The organism is Streptomyces sp. NPDC000410 (assembly GCF_040300305.1).
GTDB lineage: Bacteria > Actinomycetota > Actinomycetes > Streptomycetales > Streptomycetaceae > Streptomyces.
Genome location: NZ_JBEPDM010000033.1, coordinates 1 through 14,590 on the forward strand (window position 1 = coordinate 1; position 14,590 = coordinate 14,590).

Annotated in this window: 13 protein-coding genes and 1 tRNA gene; 3 read left to right on the forward strand and 11 right to left on the reverse strand. The window is 72.4% G+C overall.

The genetic code is table 11. The features are described from left to right. Positions 1 to 187: 187 nt before the first annotated feature. The 7 genes from ABT342_RS26630 to ABT342_RS26660 all read right to left on the reverse strand — a co-directional run bounded on the left by ABT342_RS26630 (position 188) and on the right by ABT342_RS26660 (position 5,780). Positions 188 to 895, reverse strand: coding sequence for an LAVTG motif-containing sortase-dependent surface protein (locus ABT342_RS26630; protein ID WP_351578867.1), 708 nt, complete (start codon positions 893 to 895; stop codon positions 188 to 190). Between the two features lie 171 nt (positions 896 to 1,066). Next, complete coding sequence (locus ABT342_RS26635) at positions 1,067 to 1,537, reverse strand: hypothetical protein (RefSeq protein WP_351578870.1); 471 nt, start codon at positions 1,535 to 1,537, stop codon at positions 1,067 to 1,069. Positions 1,538 to 1,603: 66 nt separating this feature from the next. Beyond that, positions 1,604 to 2,206, reverse strand: coding sequence for an aminoacyl-tRNA hydrolase (pth, locus tag ABT342_RS26640; RefSeq protein ID WP_351578873.1), 603 nt, complete (start codon positions 2,204 to 2,206; stop codon positions 1,604 to 1,606). An 88-nt stretch (positions 2,207 to 2,294) separates the two neighbouring features. Further along, entirely contained in the window at positions 2,295 to 2,891 is a 597-nt protein-coding gene (locus ABT342_RS26645) for a 50S ribosomal protein L25/general stress protein Ctc (protein ID WP_351578876.1), read from the reverse strand. Positions 2,892 to 3,069: 178 nt separating this feature from the next. Beyond that, on the reverse strand, positions 3,070 to 4,044 hold the full coding sequence (locus tag ABT342_RS26650) for a ribose-phosphate diphosphokinase (RefSeq protein ID WP_351578878.1): 975 nt from the start codon (positions 4,042 to 4,044) through the stop codon (positions 3,070 to 3,072). A 94-nt stretch (positions 4,045 to 4,138) separates the two neighbouring features. Continuing rightward, positions 4,139 to 5,587: a bifunctional UDP-N-acetylglucosamine diphosphorylase/glucosamine-1-phosphate N-acetyltransferase GlmU gene (gene glmU / locus ABT342_RS26655; protein WP_351578881.1), complete on the reverse strand. Its 1,449-nt coding sequence runs from the start codon at positions 5,585 to 5,587 to the stop codon at positions 4,139 to 4,141. A gap of 118 nt (positions 5,588 to 5,705) precedes the next feature. Next, positions 5,706 to 5,780, reverse strand: a tRNA-Gln gene (locus ABT342_RS26660). A gap of 163 nt (positions 5,781 to 5,943) precedes the next feature. Here ABT342_RS26660 and ABT342_RS26665 point away from each other — a divergent pair. Next, positions 5,944 to 7,257, forward strand: a complete 1,314-nt coding sequence (locus ABT342_RS26665; RefSeq protein ID WP_351578883.1) for a sensor histidine kinase — start codon at positions 5,944 to 5,946, stop codon at positions 7,255 to 7,257. A 28-nt stretch (positions 7,258 to 7,285) separates the two neighbouring features. Here ABT342_RS26665 and ABT342_RS26670 read toward each other — a convergent pair whose 3' ends face one another. Together ABT342_RS26670 and ABT342_RS26675 are read right to left on the reverse strand one after the other, a co-directional pair. After that, positions 7,286 to 7,792 carry an SUKH-3 domain-containing protein gene (locus ABT342_RS26670; RefSeq protein ID WP_502965622.1) on the reverse strand — a complete coding sequence of 169 codons (507 nt, stop codon included), beginning with the start codon at positions 7,790 to 7,792 and terminating at the stop codon, positions 7,286 to 7,288. Then, on the reverse strand, positions 7,792 to 8,334 hold the full coding sequence (locus ABT342_RS26675) for a YwqJ-related putative deaminase (protein WP_351578889.1): 543 nt from the start codon (positions 8,332 to 8,334) through the stop codon (positions 7,792 to 7,794). The genes ABT342_RS26670 and ABT342_RS26675 overlap by 1 nt, the downstream gene beginning before the upstream one ends. A gap of 238 nt (positions 8,335 to 8,572) precedes the next feature. Between ABT342_RS26675 and ABT342_RS26680 the strand changes: the two genes are divergently transcribed. After that, the gene (locus ABT342_RS26680; protein WP_351578892.1) at positions 8,573 to 9,550 is read left to right on the forward strand and encodes an SMI1/KNR4 family protein; all 978 of its coding nucleotides are present in this window, start codon (positions 8,573 to 8,575) and stop codon (positions 9,548 to 9,550) included. 7 nt (positions 9,551 to 9,557) lie between these two features. After that, positions 9,558 to 12,317 (forward strand): SUKH-4 family immunity protein, encoded by a 2,760-nt coding sequence (locus ABT342_RS26685; RefSeq protein WP_351578895.1) that lies wholly within the window; start codon positions 9,558 to 9,560, stop codon positions 12,315 to 12,317. A gap of 76 nt (positions 12,318 to 12,393) precedes the next feature. On the opposite strand, the gene ABT342_RS26690 is transcribed toward ABT342_RS26685, so the two are convergent. Continuing rightward, on the reverse strand, positions 12,394 to 14,007 hold the full coding sequence (locus tag ABT342_RS26690) for a sodium/solute symporter (protein WP_351578898.1): 1,614 nt from the start codon (positions 14,005 to 14,007) through the stop codon (positions 12,394 to 12,396). Continuing rightward, the gene (locus ABT342_RS26695) at positions 14,004 to 14,441 is read right to left on the reverse strand and encodes a DUF485 domain-containing protein (RefSeq protein WP_351578901.1); all 438 of its coding nucleotides are present in this window, start codon (positions 14,439 to 14,441) and stop codon (positions 14,004 to 14,006) included. The genes ABT342_RS26690 and ABT342_RS26695 overlap by 4 nt, the downstream gene beginning before the upstream one ends. Positions 14,442 to 14,590: the final 149 nt, after the last annotated feature.

The following is a 14,590-nucleotide window of genomic DNA, read 5'->3' on the forward strand; positions in this document are numbered from 1 at the left end:
GCCGCCGTCCGGTCGGCGCCCCCGGCCCCGCCCCGCCCTGGCGCGCGGCCGCGCCCGGACCCCGGGGGGCCGGCGGTCTTCCGGGTTCCGAAGGAATTCCGGGGCTAGGGTCCGGACCTCTGCCGCCCACCGGCGGGGCTTCGCCCCGACCGGGCCGGTTCGGGCCGGTCGGCAGCCCCTACGGCCGTCAGCGCTCCTGCTGAGCCCTGCGGCGGCGCATCACCAGGTAGCCGCCGCCCGCGACCAGCGCGGCCGCGACCGCCGAAAGCACGCCCACGGGCGCCGAGCTGCCGGTCTCGGCGAGGTCGCCGGAGGCGCCGTTCACGGTCGGAGCCGGGGTGGGCTTGGTGTCCGCGGGCGTGGAGGGCTTCTCGTTCGCCGGCGTGGACGGTTCGGCCGAGGGCTCCTCGCCCGGCTTGTCACCGGGCTTCTCACCGGGCTTGTCACCGGGGTTGTCGTCCGGCTTCTCGCCCGGCTTCCCGTCGTCGGCATCGCACTCGGTCCAGAAGACCTTGTGCTTGGCGCTGCCGTGCTCGCCGTCGAAGGTCCAGAACAGCTTGTAGTGGCCGTCGGGGAGTGACAGGTCCGCGGTCCGGCCGTGACCGGAGGCGTCGAGGGCCAGCGAGCCGGACTCGGCCTCCTTGCCCTTCACGTCGGCGGTCGGGGCCCAGGCCTCGATCCGCCAGTCGACCTGCTGACCGGCGTCGAAACCGAAGGCGTCGAGGTAGAAGGTGCAGACGTGCGGCTCGTTCTTGCGGAGTTCTTCGCCGGTCGCGGCATCGTGGATCTTGACGGTGCCGTTGTCGCCGGGCGGGGTGGCGAGCGCGGAAGGGGCGAGCAGCAGCGAGCAGGCCGCGGCCGTCACCAGCGCGCCGGTGGAAGTGAGCATGCGCATGGGCAGTCCAACACAGGAGAAGGGGATGCCGTGGGGGGCGGCTCAGCTTCCTGTCGGCGCGGCCGGGCCGTCAATACACGCGGTGAGGCATCCGTACCTAGCGCCGCCACTTGCCCCATTGGTCCCCGTAACGATCGGGTGACTTCGCCGCTCCCGCGGTGCCCTGGCGGGTCAGAGCGCGAAGAAGGCCCCCACCAGCAGCGCCCCGCCCGCCGCCGCCGTGCCCCACGCGATACGGGTCAGCCGCAGGCCGCCCCCGATGACGAGGGCCGCCAGGAGCAGGGCTCCGCCCAGGGGGAGCCAGGCGTGGAGGGCGCCGCCCCAGCCCGTGCGGACCACCTGGTCGGTGCCGGGCTTGACGACGACCGTGAGCGTGTCGCCCTTGGTGACGGCGACCGAGCGCTCGATGGTCATGCCGGTGCGGGACGCCGCGGGGCCTTCGGGGTCGTACCGGCCGGTGCAGGTCTTCTCGCCGCAGTCGGCGACGGTGAGCATCCCGTGCTCGCGGCCCTTGGAGAGCAGGACGTGCTGGGCCGTGGCCCAGGAGGACCAGGCTCCGGCGACGAGGAGGAGCAGGGCGACCAGCACCATGGCCGCGCGACGGCCGTGGTCGAGTATCCGGCCGGAGGAGTTCCGCTTCATGGGGCGCGATCCTTCGGCACGCGACCGCGCTCGGTCAACCTCTGACCAGCGATTTAGTCGGTGTTGTCAGGAGTTGTACGTGCTCTGGGCGCGTTCAAGGCCCTCGGTCACCAGACACTCCACCGCGTCCGCCGCCCGGTCCACGAAGTAGTCCAGCTCCTTGCGCTCCGTCGCCGAGAAGTCCTTCAGCACGAAGTCCGCCACCTGCTGGCGCCCCGGCGGGCGCCCGATGCCGAAGCGCAGCCGGTGGTAGTCCGCGCCCATCGCCTTCGTCATCGACTTCAGGCCGTTGTGCCCGTTGTCCCCGCCGCCCAGCTTCAGCCGCAGCACGCCGTAGTCGATGTCCAGCTCGTCGTGGATCGCGACGATGTTCGCCGTCGGCACCTTGTAGAAGTCGCGCAGCGCCACGACCGGGCCGCCGGAGAGGTTCATGTACGACATCGGCTTCGCGAGGATCACCCGCCGGTTCGCCGGCCCCACCGGACCGATCCGGCCCTCCAGCACCTGGGCCTGCGCCTTGGCCGCCCGCTTGAAGCTTCCGCCGATCCGCCCGGCGAGCAGGTCGGCCACCATGAAGCCGACATTGTGGCGGTTCGCCGCATAGCCCGGTCCGGGGTTCCCGAGCCCCACGATCAGCCAGGGGGCGGTCGCGGTCGCATCCGTCGTCATGAGCGTCGTCGTCTCCTTGAGTCCCGTACAGAGAAAAACGGGGTGGCGGGCCAGGCGGCCCGCCACCCCGTCAAGCAGAGCGTACGGCTCAGGCCTCGGCGGTCTCCGCACCCTCGGCCTCGGCGCCCTCGGCAGTCGGCTCCTCGGCCTGCGCGGCCAGGACCTGGAGGACGACGGCGTCCTCGTCGACGGCCAGCGAGACGCCCTTGGGCAGGGTGATGTCCTTGGCGAGGACGGAGGCACCGGCCTCCAGGCCCTCGACGGAGACGGTGACGGCCTCGGGGATGTGGGTGGCCTCGGCCTCGACCGGCAGCGCGTTCAGGACGTGCTCCAGCAGGTTGCCACCGGCGGCCAGCTCACCCTCGGTGTGGACCGGGATGTCCACGTTGACCTTCTCGCCGCGCTTCACGAGCAGCAGGTCGACGTGCTCCAGGAAGCCCTTCAGCGGGTCGCGCTGCACGGCCTTCGGGATCGCGAGCTCGGTCTTGCCCTCGATGTCCAGGGCCAGCAGGACGTTCGGGGTGCGGAGGGCGAGCAGCAGCTCGTGGCCCGGCAGGGTCACGTGGACCGGGTCCGTGCCGTGGCCGTACAGAACGCCGGGAACCTTGTTCTCGCGGCGGACGCGGCGGGCGGCACCCTTACCGAACTCGGTACGGGTCTCGGTGGCGAGCTTCACCTCGGACATGAGCACTCCTCGTAAGCAGAAAGGGAATGTGGCTGGTCACCCGGCCACGACTGGCCTGCTACGAAGAGCGCGTCGATAACGGACCGCCGTACCGAAAAAGTACGGCCTCCCTCGCCGAGCAACTTCGACAGTCTACTCGGCGGGGAGGCCGCACCCAAAAGGATCTAGGTCCGCGTGCTTACTGCTCCTCGAAGAGGCTCGTCACCGAGCCGTCCTCGAAGACCTCGCGCACGGCACGCGCGATCGTCGGGGCGATCGACAGGACGGTGATCTTGTCGAGCTCCAGGTCGCCCGGGTCCGGCAGCGTGTTCGTGAACACGAACTCGCTCACCTTGGAGTTCTTCAGACGGTCCGCCGCAGGGCCGGACAGGATGCCGTGCGTGGCCGTCACGATGACGTCCTCCGCACCGTGCGCGAACAGGGCGTCCGCCGCGGCGCAGATGGTGCCACCGGTGTCGATCATGTCGTCGACCAGGACGCAGACGCGGCCCCGGACCTCACCGACCACCTCGTGGACGGTGACCTGGTTGGCGACGTCCTTGTCGCGGCGCTTGTGGACGATCGCCAGCGGCGCGTCCAGCCGGTCGCACCAGCGGTCGGCGACCCGGACCCGGCCGGCGTCCGGGGAGACCACGGTCAGCTTCGAGCGGTCGACCTTGGCGCCCACGTAGTCGGCGAGCACCGGCAGCGCGGACAGGTGGTCCACCGGGCCGTCGAAGAAGCCCTGGATCTGGTCGGTGTGCAGATCGACCGTGAGGATGCGGTCGGCCCCCGCGGTCTTCAGCATGTCGGCGATCAGGCGGGCCGAGATCGGCTCACGGCCGCGGTGCTTCTTGTCCTGCCGGGCGTAGCCGTAGGACGGGATGATCACGGTGATGCTCCGCGCGGAGGCCCGCTTCAGAGCGTCCAGCATGATGAGCTGTTCCATGATCCACTTGTTGATGGGAGCCGTGTGGCTCTGCATCAGGAAGCAGTCGGCGCCGCGCGCGGACTCCTGGAAGCGGACGTAGATCTCACCGTTGGCGAAGTCGAAAGCCTTCGTCGGCACCAGGCCGACGCCCAGCTGGTGCGCGACCTCCTCGGCAAGCTCGGGGTGGGCGCGGCCGGAGAAGAGCATCAGCTTCTTCTCGCCGGTCGTCTTGATCCCGGTCACAGCACTGTCTCCTCAGACGAGTTATCCGGCCACGAGCCAGCCGAAATTACGTGCACGTATCACGGTACGCCGAGATTGACGCACCTGTTTCCGGTCAGTTCTCGTTCTGGACCTGCCTGGCCGCCTCCGTGGCGGCCTGGGCGGCCGCGCTTCCCGGACGCTTACGGGCCACCCAGCCCTCGATATTCCGTTGCTGCCCACGGGCGACGGCCAGTGAACCGGGCGGCACGTCCTTGGTGATGACGGATCCGGCGGCGGTGTACGCGCCGTCCCCGACTGTGACAGGCGCAACAAACATGTTGTCCGAGCCCGTCTTGCAATGTGAACCGATCGTGGTGTGGTGCTTCGCCTCGCCGTCGTAGTTCACGAACACGCTGGCCGCGCCGATGTTCGTGTACTCGCCGATCGTCGCGTCACCGACGTAGGACAGGTGCGGGACCTTCGTGCCCTCGCCGATCGTGGCGTTCTTCATCTCCACGTACGTACCCGCCTTGGCCTTCAGGCCGAGCTTGGTGCCGGGGCGCAGGTACGCGTACGGGCCGACGGAGGCGGACTCGCCGATGACCGCGCTCTCGGCGACCGTGTTGTCCACCCGGGCGCCACGGCCCACGGTCGTGTCCCGCAGCCGGGTGTTCGGGCCGACCTCGGCGTCCTCCGCGATGTGCGTGGCGCCCAGCAACTGCGTACCCGGGTGGATCACCGCGTCCCGCTCGAACGTCACCGTCACGTCGACGAGGACGGACGCCGGGTCGACGATCGTCACGCCGGCGGTCATCGCCCGCTCCAGCAGGCGGGCGTTGAGCAGCCGGCGGGCCTCCGCCAGCTGTACGCGGTTGTTGATGCCCAGGATCTCCCGGTGGTCGGCGGCGACCGAGGCGCCGACGCGGTGGCCCGCCTCGCGCAGGATGCCGAGGACGTCGGTGAGGTACTCCTCGCCCTGGCTGTTGTCCGTGCGCACCTTGCCGAGCGCGTCCGTGAGCAGCTGGCCGTCGAACGCGAAGACCCCGGAGTTGATCTCGTTGATCGCCCGCTCGGCGTCGGTGGCGTCCTTGTGCTCGACGATCGCCGTGACGGCGCCGCTCGCGGCGTCGCGCACGATCCGCCCGTACCCGGTCGAGTCCGGGACCTCGGCCGTCAGCACGGTCACCGCGTTGCCGTCGGCGGCGTGCGTCGCGGCGAGCGCGGTCAGCGTCTCGCCGGAGAGAAGGGGAGTGTCGCCGCAGACGACGACCACGGTGCCCTCCGGCGTACGCCCCAGCTCTTCGAGGGCCATCCGCACCGCGTGGCCGGTGCCGTTCTGCTCGGCCTGGAACGCGGTCCGCGTTCCCGCGTAGTGCTCGGTGAGGTGTCCCTCGACCTGCTCGCTCGCGTGGCCGACGACCACGACGAGCTCCTCGGGCTCCAGCTCGCGGGCCGCGGACACGACGTGTCCGACGAGCGAGCGCCCGGCGATTTCGTGGAGGACCTTGGGAGTCTTCGACTTCATGCGGGTGCCCTCACCCGCTGCGAGGACGACGACGGCGGCCGGGCGGTTGGCGCTCACGGGAATGCCCTTCGGCTTCGGGTGGTGGACACCCGCAGGATACCGGGGGCTTTCGAGGACGAAATGAGTGCGGGTCCTGACCAGAGAGGTCAGGACCCACGCGGTGCCCGAGTAAAGGTGGCTCCCCCGTCAGGACTCGAACCCGAACAAATGGCACCAAAAGCCACGGTGCTGCCAATTACACCACGGGGGAATAAATCCGATGGAACCGGACATGAGGCCGGGTTGTCGGATCGGCACCCAACACTATGCCGTACCAAGCCCCTTCCGTGCGACGGTTGCGTGGGCGGATCGTCACGATCCGCGCTGACGGAGTCGCCGGAAAATCGTTCGCGCCCTTCCGTAGTCTGGAAGACATGACCACAACGGGGGCACACCAGGCCGCTGCGGGCGTGACCGCCCGGACCTGGCTGTGGTGGGGACGGCGGCGCAGTGCCGCCTTGGACGTGGGGCTCGGGCTGGCGTCGGCCGCCGAGTGCGGCGCGGAGGGGATCTGGTTCGCGGAGCGGTCCGGACTGCCGGTGGCGGTCGGGGTGCTCTTCGGGGTGATCGCCGGGTCGGCGCTGGTGCTGCGGCGCCGGTGGCCCGCCACCGTGGTGCTCGTCTCGCTCGCGGTCACACCGGCCGAGATGGGCTTCCTGATGGGGATCGTCGGGCTGTACACGCTCGCCGCGTCGGAGGCCCCCCGCCGTGTCACCGTGGCGCTCGCGGGGCTGTCGCTCGCTGGCACGCTGATCGTGACGTTCGTACGGACGCGGCAGGACGTGGCGCAGGCGGACTTCGACCCGGGGCCCTGGTACGTGCCGGTGGTGTCGCTCGTGATGTCGATCGGGGTGACGGCGCCGCCGTTGCTGTTCGGGCTGTACATCGGGGCGCGGCGGCGGCTGATGGAGAGTCTGCGCGAGCGGGCGGACAGCCTGGAGCAGGAGCTGGATCTGCTGGCGGACCAGGCGGAGCAGCGGGCGCAGTGGGCCCGTACGGAGGAGCGGACCCGGATCGCGCGGGAGATGCACGACGTGGTGGCGCACCGGGTGAGCCTGATGGTGGTGCACGCTGCCGCGTTGCAGGCGGTGGCGCTGAAGGACCCGCAGAAGGCGGTGAAGAACGCGGCGCTGGTGGGGGACATGGGGCGCCAGGCGCTGACGGAGCTGCGCGAGATGCTCGGGGTGCTGCGGGCCGGCGACGAGACCGCCCCGCGCCCGTCGGCGGAGCCGGTCCCGCTGGCGGCGGTGGCTGCCGCCGCGGCGGCAGCCACCGCCGCTGCCGCCGATGACGGGCCGTGCCTCGCGGATCTGGAGCGGCTGGTCGAGCAGTCGCGGCAGGCGGGGATGGCCGTGGAGCTGTCGGTGCACGGGGAGGCGCGGGCGTACCGGCCGGAGGTGGAGCAGGCCGCGTTCCGGGTGGTGCAGGAGGCGCTGACGAACGTGCACAAGCACGCGGCGGGCGCGAGGACGTGGGTGCGCGTCGCGCATCGCGAGGCGGAGATCGCGATGCAGGTGGAGAACGGCCCCTGCGAGCGGGGTGCCTCGGACGCGGGCCTGCCGAGCGGCGGGAACGGTCTGACGGGGATGCGGGAGCGGGTCTCGGCGCTCGGCGGGGTGTTCGTCTCGGGGCCGACGGAGGCGGGCGGTTTCCGGGTGTCGGCGGTGCTGCCGGAGGCCGCGGGCTGAGGCCTGACGTCGCCGGGGCTGCCCGGGGTTACGGAGTCTTCGGCGGCGCGGTGGTGAGCCGGGTCGGCTGAGCGCCGGTGATCAGCGTCGCGAGGGCCTGGTCGACACCGGGGCCGAGGTACCAGTCGCCGGTGTGGTCGAGGCTGTAGACGCGGCCCTCGGTGTCGATCGCGAGGACGGCCTGGGCGTCCGCTTCCTCGCCGAGTGGTGTGAGCTCGGTCTCCAGCGCTCGGCCGAGGTCGCCGAGGGTGCGGGCGAGGTGGAGTCCGGCGAGAGGGTCGAAGCGGATGACCGAGGGGGCGATCTGACGGCCGGGGCCGGGCGAGGTGACGGTCAGGGCGCCGAATTCGGCCCAGGCCTCGACGGCGGCGGGGAAGACGGCGTGGCGGTGGCCGCCGGGGGAGACGTAGGCGCGCAGGGTGTCGGCCCAGTGTTCGGCCTGCTTGATGTCCCAGCGGCCGGGCTGCCAGCCGGCGTCGCGCAGTGCGGCGTCGACGGCGACCGGGAAGCGGGTGGTGTTGTGCTCGTACAAGATCAGCCGTTCTCGGTCTGGTGCGGGGCGGGGGCCGGGGCCGGGTCGACGGGGCGCACGCCGAAGTGGGCGAGCATCGCCGTACAGGAACGGCAGGGGGCCGCGTAGCTGCCGTGCAGCGGGTCGCCGCCCTCGCGGATATGACGTGCGGTGAGCTTGGCGGACTTGAGGGAACGCCTGGCCTCGCCGTGGGTGAGGGGCTTGCGCTGGGCGCGCTTGGAGCGCGCGGCGTCCGTGGCGCTGAGGTGCCGGGAGAGCAGGATCGCTTCGGGACAGCGCCCGGTGAAGCGTTCGCGCTGGCCGCTGGTGAGGGTGGCGAGGAAGTCCTCGACGAGGGGGTGGAGCGCGGGCGGGTCGTCGCCGCGGCCCGCGGTACAGGTGAGGGTGGTCTCACCGCGTACGGACAGTGCCGCCGCCACGGTCGGCAGGATCCCGTCGCGGCGGAAGCCGAGCACGGGCGGCCGGCCGGCGGCCTCCGCGCCGCTCCAGCTGAGCCGCGGATCACCCGCGGTGACCGACGGTGAGGTGTGCGGTGCCGTGTACATAGTGATTCCCTCCCTACACAAGCCCCCCGGGTTGCGGGGTGACAGCCTGCCAAATGGGGCGGCGGGTAAGGAAGCGGGGTGGCTGATGTGTGTCGATGTGGTGTGTCGGCTGTTGCTCACCTGGGCAGAGGGTCACACGATTGTGACCGTTCGTTACGGAAACGGAGGGGCGGTACCGCCTGTTGCCCCACCGCATAGGCTGTGGTGAACCAGCCAGACGCAGCAGGGGGCTACCGCCATGACGACAGGTCGGCTCGGGCAGCAAGCCGCGCCACCGAACGCGGCCTACGCCGGGCAGGTCGTGCACTTCCCGGACCCGGTCCGCGCCGCCCGTCACCCCATGGGTGTACGGGTGGACGAAAACGGCTATCCGGACTTCTCGCCGTACGCGCGTGCCGCCGCGGAGATCGCGGAGCCCCCGGAGGGCTTCGGCGTCGACGAACTGCGGCTCACCGACTACGTATCGGCGAATGCCGCGCTGCACGCGGACGGCCACGACCTGTGGGACACCATCCCGGCGGTGGCGACCCCGCACGGCTGGACGTGGCACCACGTCGCGGGCGGGCGCCGGCTGGAGCTGGTGCCGGTCGAGGTGAAGGCGCTGCTGCGGCACCACGCCGGGATGACGACGGCGGCGGTCGACCACACCAAGCGGGGCACGCGTCCGCTCCAGGAGACCCGGCCCGCGCATTTCGGCCTGCCGAAGACCGCGTTGTCGGTGACCGAGCGGCAACTGCTCGGTGTGGAGGAGGACTTGGGGTTCCGCCTGCCGGGCGCCTACCGCTCGTTCCTCAAGGCGGCCGGCGGCTGCGCGCCGGTCGGCGCGGCGCTGGACGCGGAGCTGGGGCTGCTGATCGACCAGCCGTTCTTCACGGTACGTGAGGAGGCGGCGGTCAACGATCTGGTGTACGCCAACAAGTGTCTGCGGGACCATCTGACGAAGGACTACCTGGGCGTCGGTTTCGTCCAGGGCGGGCTGCTCGCGGTGAAGGTCCGCGGCGGCGACACCGGTTCGGTGTGGTTCTGCGCGTACGACGACGCGCGGGACCAGGACGGCTGGTCGGTGAACGAACGCGTGGAGCGGCTGCTGCTGCCGTGCGGTGAGGATTTCGACGCGTTTCTGTCGCGGCTGGCGGGGAATCCGCCCGAGCTGGAGACGGTGGCGAACCTGATGGTGGACGGCGGCTTCGCGCACGCCGTCCCGGTGGGGGAGTGAGCTCGCGATGGTGACGTTCGCGCAGGCGCAGGAGCGCGCGGAAGAGTGGGTCAACGGGGACGTGCCCGCGTATCAGCACCGCGAGGTGCGGGTGCGGGAGTTCGAACTCGGCTTCGTGGTGTGGGCGGAGGACCGCCCGGAGGGCCCGACGTCGGACGGCGGCAGCCAGCGGCTGGTGATCGCCCGGGACAGCGGGGAGGCCACGCTGTGGCCCGGCCTGCCGGTGGGTGAGGTGATCCGTCGGTACGAGGAGGAGTACGGCACTCCGGACGGGGCGCCGGAGTCCCCGGCGCCGCAGCCGCCCGAGCGGATCGATCTGAACCAGACCTCGTTCCTGCTGACACCGCCGGAGTGGCTCCAGGACGCGGCGGACAAGCTGGGCATTCCGGACAGGCGTTCGGGTGCGGACGCGGGTGCGAGCGCCTCTGCGACGGGCGGTTCGGGTTCGGCGGGTGCGGGTGTGCCTGCGGCGGGCGGCGCGGGTGTGCCCGCGGCGGGCGGTACGGGTTCGTCGGCGGGTGCGGGTGTGCCCGCGACGGCTTCGGTGGACGGTCCGCAGGGGCCCGGCGCGCGCGTCTCGGACGATGCGTCGGCCGCGCCGGGCTCGGTGAGCGGCGCGCAGGGGGCCGGGTCCGCGTTCTCGACGGGTGGCGGTGCGTCGGCCGGTGACACGAGTGGGCGTGGCTCGCACGTCGCCGGTGGCGCGTGGCCGGATTCCGGGGCCGGGGCCGGGTCCACGGGTTCCTCGGTGGGCGGGAGCGACTGGCCCGCCGCCGGGGGCGGGGACCACGAGCCGACCGCCTCGGACGGCGTACCCGCGGGGGCGACCCCGTGGGCCGGGACCGACACCAACGGCGGGGCGGCGGGCGACGGGTCCGTGGCGCTGCCGGAGACCGTGTTCGCGCCGCCGTTGTCCGGGTCGGACGACGACGACACCCCGCCGCCGTTCGTGGGCGCGGACGCGCCGACCGCGCTGATCTCGGGCGGCAGCCAGTTGCCGAAGACCGCGATCGCTCCGGCGCTCGACCCGCAGGCGCCCGGTGGCCCGCGGCCGCCCGGCGGGGCCGGTGACATCGCCGACGCCGCGACGAGCAAGGCCGCCCTGCCGCCGAGGGCCTCGCGGGGGAGCGGTCCGACGACACCGCCGCCGCCCGCCCCGCCCGGTGTCCCCGGCGCGAGGCCCGGCACGACGCCGCCCCCGGGCGCTCCGGCCGGCGGTTACGTACCGACGCAGTTGGTCTCCCAGCTCGGCCCGGACGGGCCGAAGCCTCCCGGCGACGTGAACCAGGCCGCGACGATGCTGGCTCAGCCGGGTCCGGGCGGTCTGGGTGGTCCGGCTGGTCCTGGTGCGCCGCAGCCGCCGCAGCCTCCGGGTGTGCCCGGTACTCCGCCGGGCGGTGTTCACCATGCCGCGACGATGCTGGCTCAGCCCGGCCCGGGTGGCCTGGGTGGTCCGGCTGGTCCTGGTGCGCCGCAGCCGCCGCAGCCTCCCGGTGTGCCCGGTACTCCGCCGGGCGGTGTCCACCATGCCGCGACGATGCTGGCCCAGCCCGGCCCCGGCGGCCTGGGCGGTCCCGGTGCGCCGCAGCCGCCGCAGCCTCCGGGTCCGCCCGGTGCCGCACCGGGCGCGCCGCAGCCTCCCGGTCCTCCCGGCGGCGGCGTCCACCACGCCGCGACGATGCTCGCAGGTCCCGGCCAGGTCCCGCCGCCGGGGGCGCCTCCGGGCGCGCCCGGCCCCGTACCGGGAGCGCAGCCGTCGGCGTACGGCTATCCGCAGCAGCCGCCGGCCGCCGTGCCGACCGTCGGCCCCGGCTACCAGGCCGTGCTGCGCTACCGCGCGCCCGACGGCTCGGAGGCCCAGCTCATCCGCCGCTCGGCCCCCGGCACGCCGCACCCCGAGTGGCAGATCCTGCACGAGCTGCGCGCCATGAATGTGCCGCCGCAGCAGGTGCTGGAGCTGCACACCGAGCTGGAGTCGTGCGAGCTGCCCGGCGGTTACTGCGCCCGGATGATCCGGGAGACCTGGCCGCAGGCGCGGATCACCAACATCGCCCCGTACGGCAAGGACCACGCCAGCCGGCAGGGCGGCATGCAGCAACTGCTCACCCACCAGGGCGAGTTGCACCAGGTCGCGGACGGCCCGGCACGCCCCGCGCCGGTGCGCGCACCGCTGCCGCCGGTCCAGCCCGTCCCGCCGATCCCCCCGGAGGGGATCGCGCAGGAGCTCGTGGGGGCGTTCGGCCCGCAGGGCATCTGCCGGTTCGACCAGCGGGCGGTGTCCCGCCAGGGCGTGCCGGAGATCGTGGCGCGCACCCTCGTGTGGGCGGGGCTCCCGGCCGACTTCGGTCCGTTCTTCTGGGCCCAGCCCGCCCAGCCGGTGGTGCCCACGCTGGCCGAACTGGCCGCGCAGCGACAGGTGCAGCCGGCCTCGGACGCCGGTTCGTACCTCGTCGTGGGCAGCGACTTCGGCCGCGCCATCTGTGTCCAGTACGGCACCGCGCAGATCGTGGCGGTCCCGGTGGAGTCGGGTCCGGGCGGCCAGCCGGTGGCACCGCAGTTCGTGAACAGCGGGCTGCCGGAGTTCACACGCTGCCTGGCCCTGCTCGGCCGGATGTGGCGGCTGCGCTTCGGGCTCAACCCGGAGCAGGCGGGCCGCTGGACGGTCGACTTCCAGGCCCAGCTCGCCGCGCTCGACCCGGCGGCGCTGTCGTCGCCGGAGAGCTGGTGGTCGGTGCTGCTGGAGCAGATGTGGGACGGGCTGCTCTAGCGGTCCTTACGCACGATCAAAGGGGCGCCCGGCCCGCGCTGCGAACGCGCGGGCCGGGCGCCCCGGTGCTTTTCCGTCAGGCTCCGGCCCGTGGCGGCGCCGGCGCACCGGCCAGGATGGTCGGCTCCACCGCCGCGTACCGCAGGCGCCCGGCGGAGGCGTCCCGCGGAGCCAGGACCGTGCCGAGCCAGCCGGCCAGGAAGCCCAGCGGCACCGAGACGAGGCCCGTCGTGGTGAACGGGAACCAGTTGAAGTCCTGGTCGGGGAAGGCCGACTGGGGGGATCCGGAGACCAGGTTGCTGCCGGTCATGAGGACGATCGCGGCGATGGTGCCCACGACGAGGGTGCTCAGCAGGCCCGTACGGGTGTAGCGGCGCCAGAAGAGGCTGTAGACGAGGGCGGGGGCCACGGCCGAGGCGCCGATGCAGAAGGACAGGGTGACCATCGCCTGGAGGTTCCCTTCCCGGGTGACGGCCGCGAGGCCGATCGCGACCAGCCCGACGCCCGCCGCCGACCCGCGGGCGACGGCCATCTCGGTGGAGTGCTTCAGCCTGGTGCGGCGCAGGCCGTGCGCGATGAGGTCGTGGGCCATGGTGTTGGCGCAGGCGAGGGTGATGCCGGCGACGGAGGCGAGCAGCGTGAGGAAGATCGCCGTGGCCACGGCGGTGAAGATCAGCGTCTCGCCGAAGGACGCGTCCGCGCCGAGCAGGGCCTGGCTCACGAGCAGGAACGCGGTCTTGCCCTGCGGGTCCGCGGCCACGAGCCCCTTGTGCCCGACGATCGCGGCCGCTCCGAAGCCGATCACGGCGAGCAGCAGGCAGGTCACGACGACGGTCGACACGGCCCAGGACATCGAGCGCCGCGCGGCGGTGGCGCTGCGGGACGTGAACATGCGCATCGTGATGTGCGGCAGGACCGCCGCGCCGAGCACCACCGTCAGCTGCGCGCTGATCATGTCGAGCTGGTCGCCTCCGAACTGCAGTCCGGAGGCGAGATACGCGTCCCCGGCCCCGCTGCCCTTCCCAGCCGCTTCGAGCAGCCGGGGCAGGCTGAAGTCGTAGCGGTTCAGGACGAGTACGGAGATGGCGGTGGCCGCGCCGAGCAGGACGACGGTCTTGACGATCTGGATGAACGCGGTGCCCTTCATCCCGCCGATCGCCGCGTACGCGATCATCAGGACCCCGAGGAAGATGATGGACCCCGTCTTGAAGCCGTCCGAGTCGAAGCCGAGGACGACGGCGAGCAGATCGCCCGCGCCCGCGAGCTGGAAGATCACCAGCGGCAGCAGCGCGGCCAGGGTGACCGCGCAGGCGGTGATCCGCACGGCGGGGCCCGGGGTGCGGCGGGTGAGGACGTCGCCCATGGTGAACCGGCCCGCGTTGCGCACCGGTTCGGCGAGCAGGAACATCATGAGGACGAGCGAGAGCACGGTGCTCAGGGCGAGCGTGAGTCCGTCGTAGCCGACGAGCGCGATGACGCCGATGGTGGCGAGCACCGTCGAGGCGGAGACGTAGTCACCGGCGATGGCGAGGCCGCTCTGCAGGGGGGAGAGCGAGCGGTAGCCGGTGTAGAACTCGCCCAGGTCGTCCCGGTCGGGCCCGGTCATCACGCACAGCAGCAGCGTCACCGTGATGACGGAGATGAAGGCGACGAACGACATGGTCTGGGCGTCGGAGTTGAAGCCGGTCATGCGCGCGTGCCTCCCGTCGTCCACTCCCACGCGGCGGGTGCGGCTGCGGTGCGGCCGTGGCGGGACGCGGGCGCCTGAGCGGTGTGGGTGGCCTGCGCGGACTGCTCGGCCCGGTGCCGGATCGCTGCCGCCAGCGGGTCGACCCGACGGCGTGCGATCCGCTCGTACAGCGCGATCGCGGCCAGGGAGACGGGCAGGGTGAGGAGCCCGAGCAGCAGGCCGGTGGTGAGGCCGCCGGTGATCTGCTCGGTCATCAGCTCGGGCGCGTAGCCGGAGAGGACCAGGAAGAGCACGAAGTACCCGAGCGCGGTGTAGGTCGCGACGCGGCGCAGTCTGCGGTAGCCCGAGCGGAGCCGGTGCAGATCGCCGTCCGGTTCCGGTTCCTGCGGCGGGGGTGGTGCGTGTTCGGGGAAGAAGTGGTCGTACGACGACATGGTGCGGCTCCTTGCGGGGGCAGGAGCGCGTACGTTACTTGTCGGTAGGGGTCCGGCGTAAGGGGTTACCGACTGGAAGGTATGTCGGTTCGGCAACGGTCGGGTCACATGAAGGAGCGTGAGCGGTGACGGCGGGGCCGGTGGGCCCG

Excerpts from the sequence above, each read along its gene's own strand:
- ABT342_RS26630 (WP_351578867.1), bottom strand. The coding sequence starts at position 895 with ATGCGCATGCTCACTTCCACCGGCGCGCTGGTGACGGCCGCGGCCTGC.
- ABT342_RS26635 (WP_351578870.1), bottom strand. The coding sequence starts at position 1,537 with ATGAAGCGGAACTCCTCCGGCCGGATACTCGACCACGGCCGTCGCGCG.
- pth (WP_351578873.1), bottom strand. The coding sequence starts at position 2,206 with ATGACGACGGATGCGACCGCGACCGCCCCCTGGCTGATCGTGGGGCTC.
- ABT342_RS26645 (WP_351578876.1), bottom strand. The coding sequence starts at position 2,891 with ATGTCCGAGGTGAAGCTCGCCACCGAGACCCGTACCGAGTTCGGTAAG.
- ABT342_RS26665 (WP_351578883.1), top strand. The coding sequence starts at position 5,944 with ATGACCACAACGGGGGCACACCAGGCCGCTGCGGGCGTGACCGCCCGG.
- ABT342_RS26675 (WP_351578889.1), bottom strand. The coding sequence starts at position 8,334 with ATGTACACGGCACCGCACACCTCACCGTCGGTCACCGCGGGTGATCCG.
- ABT342_RS26680 (WP_351578892.1), top strand. The coding sequence starts at position 8,573 with ATGACGACAGGTCGGCTCGGGCAGCAAGCCGCGCCACCGAACGCGGCC.
- ABT342_RS26685 (WP_351578895.1), top strand. The coding sequence starts at position 9,558 with ATGGTGACGTTCGCGCAGGCGCAGGAGCGCGCGGAAGAGTGGGTCAAC.
- ABT342_RS26690 (WP_351578898.1), bottom strand. The coding sequence starts at position 14,007 with ATGACCGGCTTCAACTCCGACGCCCAGACCATGTCGTTCGTCGCCTTC.
- ABT342_RS26695 (WP_351578901.1), bottom strand. The coding sequence starts at position 14,441 with ATGTCGTCGTACGACCACTTCTTCCCCGAACACGCACCACCCCCGCCG.